We start from the raw sequence: 14,169 nt of genomic DNA, 5'->3' as shown, positions 1-14,169 counted from the left end.
TTAGTTCCGCTTCACTTTCGACAGCGGGTGATCGGCCGGATAGGTCGGGATTTCCGGCTTGTTGGTGCCGAGCATCACGCACATCAGCGCCTCTTCTTCACCATGATTGAACAGACCGCGATAGATGCCCGGCGGAACGGAGATCAGATCGCGTTCGCGCAGCACGGTTTCGGTGTAGTGATCGCCGTCCTGGATCATCAGCGTGATCTGCCCTTTAAGCATGAAGAACACCTCTTCCACGTCGTCATGCAGATGCAATGGTCCCTCGCACTTCGACGGCAGCACCATGGTGGAGAAGGTAAAGTGCTCAGCCGGCACGGTATTGGTATCGCTTGCCACGCCCGTTGCCCCGGTACCGATGTAGCGCATCTGCGCACGGCGGTATTTAGGATCGAAATCGGCCTGGAACTTCAGCGCGTTCCAGTCATATTTACGCCCTTCAAAGCGCGCAATGCGCGACTCGATCCACTCTTCCATGGTCAGATGGTCAGGTTTAATGCCTGGTTTTGCAGTTACGGTTGAATCAGTCATGACACTCTCCTCAGTAACGTCTCAGCAGCGGCAGTAACAGGACGCAGCCCACCGCCGCCATCACCGCCAGAAAAATCAGCCCGGAATCCATGCTGTGGGTGAAGGCGATCAACGCGCCCATCACCGCCGGCGACAGCGCGCCCGCAAAGTTTCCCAGCCCGTTGAAAATACCGCCCGCCGTCGCGCTCACCCGGGGATGGGTAGCCTTCGCCAGCAGTGCGAAAATGTTCGGCGCACCGGTGCCCCACATAAAGGTGCTAAAGCTCATCGCCGCGATAACGGCCAGCGGGGTATCAAGATGCATGACCGCCGTCAGGCCTAATCCCGCGCCAGCCATCGAGATAAAGCAGGCCACCGCGCGTTTATCGACCCGGTCAGAAAGCCATGCGCCAATCACCTCACCCGCCAGCATGGCAATAAACGGCATCGACGACAGCCAGCCCGCGTGTTCAAGATGAATGCCTTTCCCTTTAATCAGGTAACCCGGCAGCCAGCCATTGATTCCCCACAGGTAGGTGAGAAACGCGATGTTAAAGATGCAGATAATCCAGAAGTGCGGGCTGACAAACAGCTCGCGCCGCGCGGCACGTCGTTCATCCTGTGATTCGCGATCCGCAGCCGGTTTGGCACCCAGACGGATCCCGCGCAGACCAATGCGCACAAACACCAGCACCGGCACGGTGAGCATCGCCATCACAAAGAAGGTGCTCTGCCAGCCGAAGGCATTCAGCAGCCAGATAGAAAGAGGGAAGCCAATCGCCGCGCCTACCGGGGTACCCAGCAGCCACAACATGGTCGCTCGCGCCTGCAGATGCTGCGGGAAGTTATGCCGCACAATGGCAAACGCCAGTGGAAACAGCGGCCCTTCTGCCACGCCCAGCAAAATGCGCAGGACGATCATGACCGTGTAGTTATGGGTAAATCCCATGGCCACCATCAGCACGCACCACACCACCATCATGCCGGTGAGCAGGCGAAGCGGTGCAATCTTGTCCCCCAGTCCGCTTAAAAAGACCGATGAGAAGCCGTAGCTCAGCAGAAAGGCGCTCATCAGAATGCCGAGGCGCGTGGTGTCAAAATCAATGCCCATCGCCTGCTGGAAATGGCTGTCGGAAAAGAGCGCCGCAATGCTGATTTTGTCGAAAAATGCCAGCAGCACGCAGGCCAGCAATGACAGCGGGATGGCCCAGCGCACCGCTTTTTCGGGCGTGCGGGTGCCCTCACCGCTTGCCTCAACCGGCGCGGTGTTAGTCTCAAATGTGGTCATGTCTCCCCCTACGGGTGCGGGTTAGCTATCGCAATGACATCAGTGAAAAAGTCGGGTCAGCCAGCGGCACATCGGACAGATCCCTTCCGGCAGCCATCCAGCGTTTCGCCAGCTTGACGGTACGCGCATCGTTGAACGCCACCAACTGGGTCAGCCGTCCGTTTTCATCCAGTGAGAAAAACAGCGCATTATCCCGGGCAAGGGTTGTGCAGCCGGCCTGCGGAATACCGAGGATCTGAATGTTGTGCTGGTATTGATCCGACCACAGCCACGGCGCGTCGTCATAGCCGGGGGCATCGGGATTGAGCATCGCCTTTGCCGTGGCAACCGCCTGATTCTGGGCAAAGGCCCACGACTGAATGCACAGCCCATAGTGATGGTGCTGGGCCACATCACCGGCAGCAAAAATAAACGGATCCGACGTTCGCCCCTGAGCGTCCACCACGATCCCGCGCTCAGTCTGCAGACCCGCATCGCGCGCCAGCTCCAGATTGAGATCAACACCGATCCCGACGACCACGGCATCAAAGGTTTCACGCTGGCCGTCACAGTGAATGACCGGCAGACCATTGTTATCTTCAAGCTCCAGCGTTCCGCAGCCGGTGCGGATATCCACGCCCTGTTCGCGGTGAAGTGTTTCCAGCTGCTGCGATACCTCGGCACTCACCGAACGCATGCACAGCGCGGGCTGCTGCTCAAACAGCGTCACGTCGATGCCACATTTACGCGCGGAGGCCGCAATCTCCAGGCCAATCCAGCCTCCGCCGATAATCGCCAGGTTTTGACTCTCTGCCAGGCGCGCCTTCAGCCGCTGTGCGTCCTGCCAGTGGCGCAGGGTATAGACCTGCGGGTGGGCCGCCCATGCATCGCCCGGCAGACGCGCCCGACCACCGGTAGCGATTAAAAGAATGTTGTAACTAAGGCATTCACCGTTGCTTAAGCACACCGTTTTCGCGTGACGATCGAGAGATTCCGCGCGCACCGGCCGGCACCATGTCAGGTTCAATGCCTGTTGCGCCGCTTCAGGAAAGAGACGCGGTAGCGGCGCGTCCGGCTCCAGTAACGCAGCCTTGGACAGCGGCGGGCGTTCGTAGAAATCCCACCCCTCTTCCGCCACGACGCAAATCTCGCCGTCGAAGCCTTCGTCACGCAGGGTTTTCGCCGCCCAGCCACCTGCCTGACCGCCGCCAATAATGACAATGCGCGAGGTCATACCGCCTCCGGCTTTTTCTGCTGACGGCGAGTGTCGTGGTCAATCCCACCCTCTACCGCCCACTCGGTGAACGACACCAGCGAATGTTCCAGCTCGCGCGGCTGCCAGTTTTCGGTGAGGTAATCATCGTTGGTGTAGTATTCAAACGCCCCGCCGGTTGGGCTGTTGACGTACCAGAAATAGGCCGAGGAGACCGGATGACGCCCCGGGCCAATAAAGGTGCTCCAGGCGTTTTTGTTCATCGCTATCCCACCGCCGATCACCTCGTGAATGTCGCGTACGGTAAAGGCCACGTGGTTCAGACCCCGCTTACGGTTAGGCAGCTGAAGAAGGAACAGGTTGTGATGCCCGCCGCGCACGCCACAGCGCAGGAACACCGCACGGTTGATGTAGCGGTCAGACACCTGGAACCCAAGCACCTCACGGTAGAACGTCTCCACCGCCGCCAGCTCCTCCACGAAGAACACCACGTGGCCCACGTTAATAGGCTGGGCGCGATCGTAGACCGGGCTTGGCGTGTCGATACGGCGGGCATCGCCCCACTGGTTAATCGGCTCGACGTTCAGCTCCACCGGCACCTGATGGCTGACCTGTACGCGCAGGGTCATGCCGTTCGGATCGCGGCACTCCAGCGCGTCGCCCACCTCACGAAAACCGGGCTGCTTCTCAAGCTTCGGGCGCAGCGCCTCCAGATCGTCCCGGGTGGCGACTGCCCAGGTCATCCGGCGCAACGTATTTCCTTCTTCAAACGCTGGTGGCAGGTCAGGGCTGTCGACAGGATTTAGCTCCACGCGCGCGCCGCTCAGGGTAGTAAAACGCTGGCCGCTGGCATCGCCCGTCAGGCCAAAATCACGCATAAATTTGGCGCAGTGCGTCAGGTTCTCGACGCCAAATTCCAGCTTTTCAATTCCGGTTATACACATCGTTCGTTGCCTCGTCTGGCCCAGATTGGGCGTAAAACATGCCCGACGCAATGAAGCGCCTGGCGTTAACCTGATGATTTAACTGGCCTGTGACAAATACCCTAAGAAGCCAGAAATTTTATCCGCCGCCATGCGGACATCGTTTTGCAGGCGCTCGCGATCGGTCTGCGGGATCTCCTCCGAAGGCACCAGAATGCTCACCACGGCCGCCACCCTTTCGCTGCGGTCATACACCGGATAAACGATGGAGGAGATGCCATGACGGAAGAAGGATTCGCCGATCACATAGCCGCGTGCTTTGTCCTGCTGCACCATCTGCCACAACGCTTCACGGTCGTGGATCTGGCCCGGCGTGTTGCCCGGCAGACGCTCGTGCGGGAACAGCTGTTCGAAATCGGCTCGCGAAATATCAGTCAGCAGCATGCGCCCCAGCGACGTGCAGTGCACCGGCAAACGGGTACCAATGCTCACCTGATTGATGCGAGAACCGGCGGCGCTGACGCGGGCGATATAGATGATGTCGCGCCCGTCACGGATCGCCAGATGACTGCTGCACTGGCTGACGTCACGCAGCTGCTCGATGACCGGCTGACCGACCTGCGCCACATCCAGTGAGGCGATGTATTCAAAGCCCAGACGCAGGACGTTCATGCCAAGCGAGAAGGTATTGGTTCGCGTGTTGCGCTCCAGAAAACCCATGTATTCCAGCGTTTGTACCACGCGGTAGGCGGTGGCTTTCGGCATATCGACCAGCCTGTGCAGCTCGGCAAAGGTCAGTTCACGGTGCTGCTCGCCAAAGGCCAGCAGCAGCTGTAAGCCTCGCTCCAGCCCCGGCACCAGGTACTTCACTTCGTGATCGCTTGCCATAGTTGCTTTACCTCAGTTAAAGACAAAACCGCCGTTGACCGGAATCAGCTGGCCGGTGATAAACCGCGACAGATCGCTTAACAGCCAGACCACGCTGCCGGTGACGTCTTCCGGCTGCTGCGCCCCGGTGAGCGCCCGGCCGTTTTCGTAAAGCTGATGCCGCTCTGCAGGGACATATTCCGTCGCTTCGACGCGGGTTAAGCCCGGGGCGATGGCGTTAATACGAATGCGTTTTTCACCCAGCTCGCGCGCCATTGAACGGGTCATGGCAATCACGGCGCCCTTGCTGGCCACGTAGGCCATCAGACGCGGCGCGCCCCACAGCGCGGTATCGGAAGCCACATTGACAATGGCTGCCCCTTCGCGCAGCAGCGGTACCGCATCCCGGGTAACCAGCCAGGTGCCTTTAACGTTAACGCTCATCACCCGGTCCCACAGATCCGGATCGTAATCAAGCATGTCCTTGCCGCCGACCCCGGTCGCCATCGCCGCGTTATTGACCAGACCGTCGATCGGTCCCTGTTTGCCAATGGTGCTGAACACCCGCGAAATGGAGAGCGGATCGGCCAGATCGATAACGTGTGATTCAATCGCATAGCCCTTCTCACTTAAGCCATGCGCGCTTTCAGCCAGCTCGCCCTGAAGGATGTCGCACATCACCACCGCCGCGCCCTGCTCTGCGCAGGCTTTCGCGAAATGAAAGCCCAGCCCACGCGCGGCACCGGTCACCACGATGCGTTTCCCGTTCAGCAGCCCATTCATCAGGCGGCTCCCTGCTGAGCTTCACGCGCCGCCAGCTGCTCTTTCGCCGCTTTTTGCATCATGCGGCGCAGGCGCGAGAGGCCCACATCATGCTGGTAAAGGTATTCATGTTCCCGTGCATCTGGCGCCATGCTCTCCAGTACCACGCGGTCCTGCTCAAGGACTTCCCAGTGCAGTTTTTCCAGACGGTTACGGTACATGAAACGCCACATATCGCGCTGCCAGCCCTGCACACGGCGGATACGCCAGAAGAAGACGCGGCAGTTATCGTTATCTTCCGGCACCACCATGCCAACAATGAAGAAGTGACCGCCCGGCCCGAAACGCTTCTTATAAGGAATGGACAAACGCATCCAGTAGGTGCCGCTGTTGCCCAGTTCAACCCAGTCGAAGTTGACGCCGCTCTGGCCTTTTTTCTCGAAGATAAACCCGGTTTTCGTCGGCTGCAGAACCATATCCGCTTTGCGATCCCCTTCCGCCATGGAGTGCGACGAAGAGTGCAGATAGGTGCCGTGCATCGGGTCCATCACGTTTTCCAGTGCGTACTGGTAATTGCATTTCCACGCGGCGGTGCAGAGAAAATTGCTGTAGGCGTCGGTGTCAGCCAGTTCGTCCGGGAAGCTCAGTTCGTCGGGTTGCTGATCGGCGGTAACGCCAAACCAAAGGAAGATGGCCCCGTGCACTTCCTGCACGTTGTAGCTGCGCACACACTGCTGGCCGACCAGCGGACATTTATCCACCGCAGGCACATCCTTCACTTCGCCGTTGCCCGCCACTTCCACGCCGTGATACCAGCAGGCGATACGATCGCCCAGATTCCAGCCCATCGACAGACGCGCGCCACGGTGCGGACAGCGATCTTCCAGCGCCTGCACCTGGCCATCTTTGTTGCGCCAGACCACAATCTGTTCGCCCAGACGGGTGATCCCCACGGGCGCAGACTGAACTTCCCAGCTCGCCAGCACCGGGTACCAGAGGCCGCGCAGACCTTTATCAAGATAGTTTTGTACGGTAGTCGTCATCGCATTGCCCTCAGTAGCCGTTAACCTGTAAGAAAGCCTGGAAGCTGGCATCGCTCCATGGCTCGCCCTGCTGATCGTGCATACGTACCGCGTTCAGCCCGTTGACCAGTTCCGGCACGGTTTCAGCGCCCTGTTCGAAAAGGTCTTCCAGCGTGGAGATAAGCGTGATTTCCCAGTTTTCCGGTACGCGGCTGCGGGTCTGCCAGATCAGGTTCTGGTAATCACCGGGCTTATGGATGGCGCCGTTACCGCCCTCAGCCGGAGGGGTAAACTGACGGCTTTCCGGCAGCGCCGGGTTGAAGTTCAGACTTTCGCTCATGCCACTGTCTCCTCGACGAAGGTAATCTGGATCTGGTTTTCAAATACCCGAACCGGGTAACGATTGAGGTTACGTCCGCCGGGGCCGTGCAGGCACTGGCCGGTTTTGACATCGAAAACCGCCTCATGCAGCGGACATTCCACTTTACCGTCCTCGACGAAACCCTGACTCAGCAGCGCGTAAGCGTGCGGGCATACGTCTTCCAGCGCGAAATATTCGCCATCAATCAAATAAACGCCGATCTCTTTGCCCTCGACGTTACCGCTAAAAGGGAAATCTTCCTGTACTTGTTCTGCGTCACATACGCCTATCCAGCTCATCACGATCCTCCAGGCTTTTGTTTCATATATGAAACTCTGTTTCTTATTTAATACGGTCAATATAAAAGCGATGAATGTTTCGTCAAGCGCGAATGTGACGAATTTGTTAATCAGTCGAGGTTTAATTAGCTAAGTGTGCAAGCGATCACGAAAAAATGCAGCGATATGAAATTTTCATTATTCAGGCGTGAATGAATACATTTTTTTGATGATCTTTTATTTTTTAAAATAGAGATTGACTTCTTTTATTTTTATTCCTTAAAAATTATATGTGCGCATACCTCTGGTGTTTCATCTGTGAAACTTTAATTTAATTTATCTCATTAAAACAATGAGTTTCACAGGTGAATCATTTTAGTTACGTGACAATAACGTTCATAAAAAATATAAACATACAGCACGATTAAGGCGGATTAAATGACGGCAAGATGGCAAGGCACGTTGGCACTTCTGGTGCTCATTATTATTTCCTACGTTGACCGCGTAAATATCTCGGTGATGATTTTAAACCCTGAATTTGCCGAACATTTTCAGCTAAATGAAAACAGAATGTTACAAGGAATGCTCATGACCTGCTTTTTGCTGGGTTATGGTTTTTCCGCTTTACTATTGACCCCAGTTATCGAAAGCAAATTACATTACCGACAGGGATTGTTAACCAGCATTGCGATATGGGCCGTGGTCTGCGCCATCTCGCCACTGCTGGGGTCGCTGATGGGCATGCTTATCGCCCGCCTGATTTTAGGCATTGCCGAAGGCCCACTCTTTTCACTGAAAACACGCTTTATCAGCGATAACTTTAGCGCCGGGGAGATTGGTAAGCCCAACGCCGTTACCGCGCTGGGCGTTTCACTGGGGCTGGCGGTAGGCTTTCCGCTGATCACCTGGCTGATGGCACACCTTGGCTGGGCGGGCTCATTTTATGCCCTCGCGGCGATCAATCTGGCGCTGGGTGGGGGGTTAATCTGGCGTTTCCTGCCGGCCCCTCAACATTCGGAAAAGCGCCGAACGTCCGGGTTTGTACAGACCTTTACGGTTGCCTGGCAGACACCGCTTCTGGGCTTGATCCTGCTGGTTGAAATCGCCACGCTGAGTTATCTCTGGGGCAGCAGCGCCTGGCTTCCGGCCTGGCTGCGCGATGAACACCACTTCTCCCTGCACGCGACCGGCTTTCTCGCGGCTATCCCCTTCCTGCTGAGTCTTGGCTCAAAGTTTCTGGGCGGTGTGCTGCTCGACAAAATGCGCCCGGACCAGGCACCGCTGCTGTTTGTGGTGGGCGGGATCTTAACGGCGAGTTCCGTCGTCATGCTGATGCTGAGCCACCAGCCCGGTTGGCTGGCGCTGTTTATGCTCTTGGCCAATATTTTCTGGGGACTTCAGGGGGCGGCCATTCCGGCGGTTATCCAGCATCATGCGGTGCGGGAAGCCGTTGGCAGTGCCTACGGGATCATCAACGGGATTGGGAATATTTGCGCGGCGTTTATTCCGCTGCTGATGGGGATGGTGATGAAATCGGTGGGTTCAGTCAGCTCAGGGTTTTCGGTGCTGGTCGTCTCGCAGGTTATCACCCTGCTGGCAGGAGGCATGTTGCTGCTGCGCATGCGTCGCGCAGCAGCAATCCGGGCGTAAGGCTTATTCGCCTTTTTTCGCGGCCTGGATGTAGAGCATTTCCAGCGCGAGGGTGGCCGCTGCCAGAGCAGTGATCTCTGACTGGTCGTAAGCCGGAGCCACTTCCACCACGTCCATACCCACGATGTTCAGATCCTTCAGGCCGCGCACCAGTTTGATGGCGCGGTCAGAGGTCAGGCCGCCGATCACCGGCGTGCCGGTGCCCGGGGCAAACGCCGGATCCAGACAGTCGATATCGAAGGTCAGGTAAACCGGCATATCGCCGACAATCTGTTTTACCTGAGCGATGATGTCATCCACGCCGCGATCGTTCACCTGGCCGGCATCCAGCACGGTGAAGCCGTTGTCTTTATCAAACTCGGTACGGATACCGATCTGCACAGAGTGGTTTGGATCGATCAGACCTTCGTTTGGCGCGGTGAAGAACATGGTGCCATGGTCGAATTCACAGCCGTTCGCGTAGGTGTCGGTATGGGCATCAAAATGCACCAGCGCCATCTTACCGAAGTGCTTCGCGTGAGCACGCAGCAGCGGCAGCGTGACGAAGTGGTCACCCCCGAAGGAGAGCATGCGTTTACCGGCAGCCAGCAGTTTTTCGGCATGGGCCTGCAGTTTTTCACTCATCTCGCGCGCGTCGCCAAAAGCGTACACCAGGTCACCGCAGTCAACCACGTTCAGGCGCTCGCGCATGTCGAAGTTCCACGGGAAGCGGTTGTGCTCCCAGGCCAGGTTAGTGGAGACCTGACGAATAGCTGCCGGACCATGACGGCCACCAGCACGGCCTGACGTGGCCATATCAAACGGCACGCCGGTGATCACCCAGTCAGCGTCACTGTCGTACGGCTGGAAGTTCATCGGGAGACGTAAAAAACCAAACGCGTTAGATACCAGAGAGTTATCGTACTGATGGCCTAAAGTGCTCATGTCCTGACCTCTTTAAAGTCGATACATTAAAAACAGATGAAAAAAAATCCCCTCCGCGTCGTTAAACCCGACGAGGAAGGGATTGATTTGTAAATCGCTTATTGGGGCGAATTATCGCCGCTAATTCATACGGGTTCAAGTGAGTATAGGCGAGGGTACTGCCCCTTGCCCTCACGCCGCCCCTCTCCAACAGAGAGAGGCAGGTTTACTTACTCGTCTTCCAGATAGGTGTATCCGTAAAGACCCGCTTCAAACTCTTCCAGGAACTGCTGCTGCAGCGCATCGTCCAGACCGGTATTTTTCACCTGGTCACGGAACTGGGTCAGCAGCTTTTTCGGATCCAGCTGAACGTATTCGAGCATATCTGCCACGGTGTCCCCTTCGTCGGACAGCTCAACTTCCACGCTGCCGTCAGGGAAGACAAACACGTCAACCGCTTCGGTATCACCGAACAGGTTATGCATGTTGCCGAGGATCTCCTGATAAGCACCGACCATGAAGAAGCCCAGCATCGGCGGGTTCTCAGGATCGTACTCTGGCATAGGCATCGTGGTCGCGATACCGTCGCCGTCGACGTAGTGATCGATAGCACCGTCGGAGTCGCAGGTGATGTCCAGCAGCACCGCACGACGTTCCGGGGCGTGGTTCAGCCCTTCCAGCGGCAGAACTGGGAACAGCTGATCGATACCCCAGGCATCCGGCATCGACTGGAACAGCGAGAAGTTGACGTACATTTTGTCCGCCATGCGCTCCTGCAGTTCGTCAATAATCGGACGGTGAGCACGGTTGCTCGGGTCCAGCTGCTGCTGTACGTCGTGGCACATGTTCAGATAAAGCTGTTCTGCCCATGCGCGTTCCTGCAGGCTGAACGTGCCCGATGAATACCCCACATGAATATCATGCAGATCCATCTGGCTGTCGTGCAGCCACTCGCGCAGCGAACGGCGGGTACCCGGCTCGTGCATCTCCTGCCAGGTTTCCCACATGCTTTGCAGCGCACGAGGCGCGTCCTCAGCCGGCGGGGTTACCTCGGAAATTTCACTGCGTTCAACGCCGATAATGTTCGATACCAGCACGGTGTGGTGGGCAGTAACCGCGCGACCAGACTCGGTGATCACCGTTGGGTGCGGCAGGCCGTGCTCTTCACAGGCATCGCCAATCGCCCAGATGATGTTATTGGCATATTCGTTCAGGCCGTAGTTCACGGAGCAGTCGGACTGCGAGCGGGTACCTTCATAATCCACGCCCAGACCACCGCCCACGTCGAAGCACTGAATGTTTACGCCAAGCTTGTGCAGCTCAACGTAAAAACGTGCTGATTCGCGTACGCCGGTGGCGATGTCGCGAATGTTGGCCATCTGCGAGCCGAGGTGGAAGTGCAACAGCTGAATGCTGTCCAGACGACCACGCTCACGCAGAATCTCAACCAGCTGCAGAACCTGGGTCGCCGCGAGACCAAATTTGGATTTTTCGCCGCCTGAGGACTGCCATTTACCGGAACCCTGCGACGCCAGACGCGCTCGCACGCCCAGACGCGGGATAACGTTCAGACGCTCCGCCTCTTCCAGCACGATAGCGATCTCTGTCATCTTCTCGATTACCAGATAGACCTTGTGGCCCATCTTTTCGCCAATCAGCGCCAGACGAATGTATTCACGGTCTTTATAACCGTTACAGACGATCACCGAACGGGTCATGCCAGCATGTGCCAGCACGGCCATCAGCTCCGCTTTGGAACCTGCTTCCAGGCCCAGCGGTTCACCGGAGTGGATCAATGATTCAATCACGCGGCGGTGCTGGTTCACCTTGATAGGGTAAACCAGGAAGTAATCGCCTTTATAGCCGTAAGATTCACGCGCGCGTTTAAACGCGGCGTTAATGGAACGCAGACGATGTTGCAGGATCTGCGGGAAGCAGAACAGTGCAGGCAAACGCTGGCCCTGCGCCTCGCGTGCTTTCACCAGTTTGGCGAGATCCACGCGCGCTTCAGGAACGTCAGGATCCGGGCAAACGCTGATATGGCCCAGTTCGTTGACGTCGTAGTAGTTATTGCCCCACCAGGCAATATTGTAAGTGCGCAGCATCTTGCTGGCTTCCTGGGAGCTCATCGCAACCTCCTGCATGGAACGTAGTACACCCTGTTCGCCCGCTGACGAAGGCGAAAGCGAAGACATGTCGTCAGACATAGCGAACCTCAACTCTTTGTATTAAGTGTAAAACAGTTGACTACTATCGCAGCGTTATACGGCGATAACAACCCATAAACGGATCCATTTCCCAGCAGACTATGCTGAAAACCAGACCGTGCGACCGGTTTCATATTCATATCATTGTAAACACGTGTCCGAACTTAATTATGACAACGTTCGGCGAAACCACGAGAAAACTCTTGTCTTAACAAGAGCGCCCTTGTTCAGTTTTCACAAAGCGTGACCGGCCCTGGAATCCTGAGAAGCCCCGAGATGGGTATAACATCGGCAGGTTTGCAGATTAGAAATGCGGGTTGCGGGAATCAAATACGCGCCAGAACGGCTGCGCTGAATTAGCGGAAAACACTGGTTCATTATCTCGTATCACCTCCACGGCCGCTCCTGCTGAAACGGACCACAAGCCAAAGCTAAAAGTTCACTGCTTAACCCGGCTGGAAGTGGCGACACGATGAGTTCATCGAGCGCTTATTGGTATGAGCCGCGCGCCGCGTTTTATACCGAGAACAGGGGTAAATTGCAAAAGATAAATGCGCGGGTTGCCAGCGCCGTCAGGAAAAATTTCCAGCAGCGAATTCAACTCAGTGAGAGGTTAGTCAAAAAAAACTGGAAATCGGGCGAAGAACTGACCTAAAATAGCCATCCAGATGTTAATCCATCCATACTGATTAACACTCAGACTGCCAGTGTCATTAACCTGCAGGCCTTGGTAGAATTATCTCCTTTGGCTATTCCACACAGCAGCTTGAGCTAAACAAATTCCTTTTAGGTGAAATAAAACATGGCAAAACACCTGTTTACGTCCGAGTCCGTATCAGAAGGACATCCAGATAAAATTGCTGACCAAATCTCCGATGCGGTGCTTGATGCGATCCTGACACAGGATCCAAAAGCGCGCGTCGCGTGTGAAACCTACGTCAAAACCGGCATGGTTCTGGTTGGCGGTGAGATCACCACCAGCGCATGGGTGGATATCGAAGAGATCACCCGTAACACGGTTCGTGAGATCGGTTATGTCCATTCTGATATGGGCTTTGATGCCAACTCTTGCGCGGTACTGAGCGCAATTGGCAAACAGTCTCCGGACATCAACCAGGGCGTTGACCGTGCCGATCCGCTGGAGCAGGGCGCGGGCGACCAGGGCCTGATGTTTGGTTATGCAACCAACGAAACTGACGTGCTGATGCCAGCGCCAGTGACCTACGCACACCGTCTGGTGCAGCGTCAGGCTGAAGTGCGCAAGAATGGCACCCTGCCGTGGCTGCGTCCTGATGCGAAAAGCCAGGTGACCTTCCAGTACGACGACGGCAAAATCGTCGGTATTGACGCGGTCGTTCTGTCTACTCAGCATTCCGAAGAGATCGACCAGAAATCCCTGCAGGAAGCAGTGATGGAAGAGATCATCAAGCCGGTTCTGCCAACTGAATGGCTGAGCTCCGCAACCAAATACTTCATCAACCCAACCGGACGCTTTGTTATCGGCGGCCCAATGGGTGACTGCGGTCTGACCGGCCGTAAAATCATCGTTGATACCTACGGCGGCATGGCGCGTCACGGTGGCGGTGCCTTCTCCGGTAAAGACCCGTCTAAAGTTGACCGTTCTGCTGCGTACGCTGCGCGTTATGTTGCGAAAAACATCGTTGCTGCTGGCCTGGCTGACCGCTGTGAGATTCAGGTTTCCTACGCTATCGGCGTGGCTGAACCGACCTCCATCATGGTTGAAACCTTTGGTACCGAGAAAGTGCCATCCGAGCAACTGACGCTGCTGGTGCGCGAGTTCTTTGACCTGCGCCCATACGGTCTGATTCAGATGCTGGATCTGCTGCACCCAATCTACAAAGAAACCGCTGCATACGGTCACTTTGGTCGTGAACATTTCCCATGGGAAAAAACCGACAAAGCCGCTCTGCTGCGTGAAGCTGCTGGTCTGAAATAATCGACTGACAGCGAATGTTAAAAAAGGCCAGCCCCGTGCTGGCCTTTTGCTTTTGTCAGCCAGAGAGCCTGACATTGCGCTTTGCGTGAAACCGATTACACCCCACCCGATATACCTCGCTTTCAGAATAATCTCTTTGCATGATCGCATGTCTTATGCTGTTACATTTCCTTTCAGTTAAGTCTGAAATTCATTCAAACGCGATGCGCATCAACTAATTTACCTCTATATTTTCAAAGCTTTAATTTT

General features: G+C 56.2%; 16 protein-coding genes. 3 read left to right on the top strand and 13 right to left on the bottom strand.

The genetic code is table 11. From position 1 onward, the window contains the following. The 9 genes from AM410_RS11240 to AM410_RS11200 form a co-directional block, all read right to left on the bottom strand. Positions 1-531, bottom strand: coding sequence for a cupin domain-containing protein (locus AM410_RS11240; RefSeq protein WP_020883709.1), 531 nt, complete (start codon positions 529-531; stop codon positions 1-3). Positions 532-541: 10 nt separating this feature from the next. Beyond that, positions 542-1,798: an MFS transporter gene (locus tag AM410_RS11235; protein ID WP_025203265.1), complete on the bottom strand. Its 1,257-nt coding sequence runs from the start codon at positions 1,796-1,798 to the stop codon at positions 542-544. Between the two features lie 25 nt (positions 1,799-1,823). Next, positions 1,824-3,011, bottom strand: coding sequence for an NAD(P)/FAD-dependent oxidoreductase (locus tag AM410_RS11230; protein ID WP_108647826.1), 1,188 nt, complete (start codon positions 3,009-3,011; stop codon positions 1,824-1,826). After that, the gene (locus AM410_RS11225) at positions 3,008-3,934 is read right to left on the bottom strand and encodes a VOC family protein (protein WP_086532126.1); all 927 of its coding nucleotides are present in this window, start codon (positions 3,932-3,934) and stop codon (positions 3,008-3,010) included. The genes AM410_RS11230 and AM410_RS11225 overlap by 4 nt, the downstream gene beginning before the upstream one ends. Positions 3,935-4,012: 78 nt before the next feature. After that, entirely contained in the window at positions 4,013-4,801 is a 789-nt protein-coding gene (locus AM410_RS11220; protein ID WP_108647824.1) for an IclR family transcriptional regulator, read from the bottom strand. A gap of 12 nt (positions 4,802-4,813) precedes the next feature. Continuing rightward, on the bottom strand, positions 4,814-5,563 hold the full coding sequence (locus tag AM410_RS11215; RefSeq protein WP_032678944.1) for an SDR family oxidoreductase: 750 nt from the start codon (positions 5,561-5,563) through the stop codon (positions 4,814-4,816). Then, positions 5,563-6,585 carry an aromatic ring-hydroxylating oxygenase subunit alpha gene (locus tag AM410_RS11210; RefSeq protein WP_020883703.1) on the bottom strand — a complete coding sequence of 341 codons (1,023 nt, stop codon included), beginning with the start codon at positions 6,583-6,585 and terminating at the stop codon, positions 5,563-5,565. Before AM410_RS11210 ends, AM410_RS11215 begins: the two co-directional genes overlap by 1 nt. A 10-nt stretch (positions 6,586-6,595) precedes the next feature. Then, on the bottom strand, positions 6,596-6,904 hold the full coding sequence (locus AM410_RS11205) for a recombinase-like helix-turn-helix domain-containing protein (RefSeq protein WP_014171555.1): 309 nt from the start codon (positions 6,902-6,904) through the stop codon (positions 6,596-6,598). Continuing rightward, positions 6,901-7,224, bottom strand: a complete 324-nt coding sequence (locus AM410_RS11200) for a Rieske (2Fe-2S) protein (RefSeq protein WP_020883702.1) — start codon at positions 7,222-7,224, stop codon at positions 6,901-6,903. Before AM410_RS11200 ends, AM410_RS11205 begins: the two co-directional genes overlap by 4 nt. 417 nt (positions 7,225-7,641) lie before the next feature. On the opposite strand from AM410_RS11200, the gene AM410_RS11195 reads away from it, so the two are divergent. Then, complete coding sequence (locus AM410_RS11195) at positions 7,642-8,853, top strand: MFS transporter (protein ID WP_108647822.1); 1,212 nt, start codon at positions 7,642-7,644, stop codon at positions 8,851-8,853. Positions 8,854-8,856: 3 nt separating this feature from the next. Here the strand turns inward: AM410_RS11195 and speB are convergent, their stop codons facing one another. The 4 genes from speB to AM410_RS24345 all read right to left on the bottom strand — a co-directional run bounded on the left by speB (position 8,857) and on the right by AM410_RS24345 (position 12,341). Then, a complete protein-coding gene (gene speB, locus AM410_RS11190; protein WP_014071686.1) occupies positions 8,857-9,777 on the bottom strand; it encodes an agmatinase in 921 nt (306 codons plus the stop codon). Between the two features lie 209 nt (positions 9,778-9,986). Next, positions 9,987-11,963, bottom strand: coding sequence for a biosynthetic arginine decarboxylase (gene speA / locus AM410_RS11185; RefSeq protein WP_020883700.1), 1,977 nt, complete (start codon positions 11,961-11,963; stop codon positions 9,987-9,989). An 8-nt stretch (positions 11,964-11,971) separates the two neighbouring features. Continuing rightward, positions 11,972-12,103: an acid stress response protein YqgB gene (gene yqgB / locus AM410_RS11180; RefSeq protein ID WP_071605459.1), complete on the bottom strand. Its 132-nt coding sequence runs from the start codon at positions 12,101-12,103 to the stop codon at positions 11,972-11,974. A gap of 94 nt (positions 12,104-12,197) precedes the next feature. Further along, complete coding sequence (locus AM410_RS24345) at positions 12,198-12,341, bottom strand: hypothetical protein (RefSeq protein ID WP_419763464.1); 144 nt, start codon at positions 12,339-12,341, stop codon at positions 12,198-12,200. A gap of 94 nt (positions 12,342-12,435) precedes the next feature. Here AM410_RS24345 and AM410_RS23895 point away from each other — a divergent pair, with 94 nt between their 5' ends. Continuing rightward, entirely contained in the window at positions 12,436-12,618 is a 183-nt protein-coding gene (locus tag AM410_RS23895) for a hypothetical protein (protein ID WP_025203262.1), read from the top strand. A gap of 147 nt (positions 12,619-12,765) precedes the next feature. Next, positions 12,766-13,920 (top strand): methionine adenosyltransferase, encoded by a 1,155-nt coding sequence (gene metK, locus AM410_RS11170; RefSeq protein ID WP_014171559.1) that lies wholly within the window; start codon positions 12,766-12,768, stop codon positions 13,918-13,920. Positions 13,921-14,169: the final 249 nt, after the last annotated feature.

This window comes from Enterobacter cloacae complex sp. FDA-CDC-AR_0164, assembly GCF_003071645.1.
In the GTDB taxonomy this organism is placed as follows: Bacteria; Pseudomonadota; Gammaproteobacteria; order Enterobacterales; family Enterobacteriaceae; genus Enterobacter; species Enterobacter ludwigii.
The sequence above is the reverse complement of the archived record's forward strand: the minus strand, read 5'-3'. Positions and strand labels throughout refer to the sequence as shown.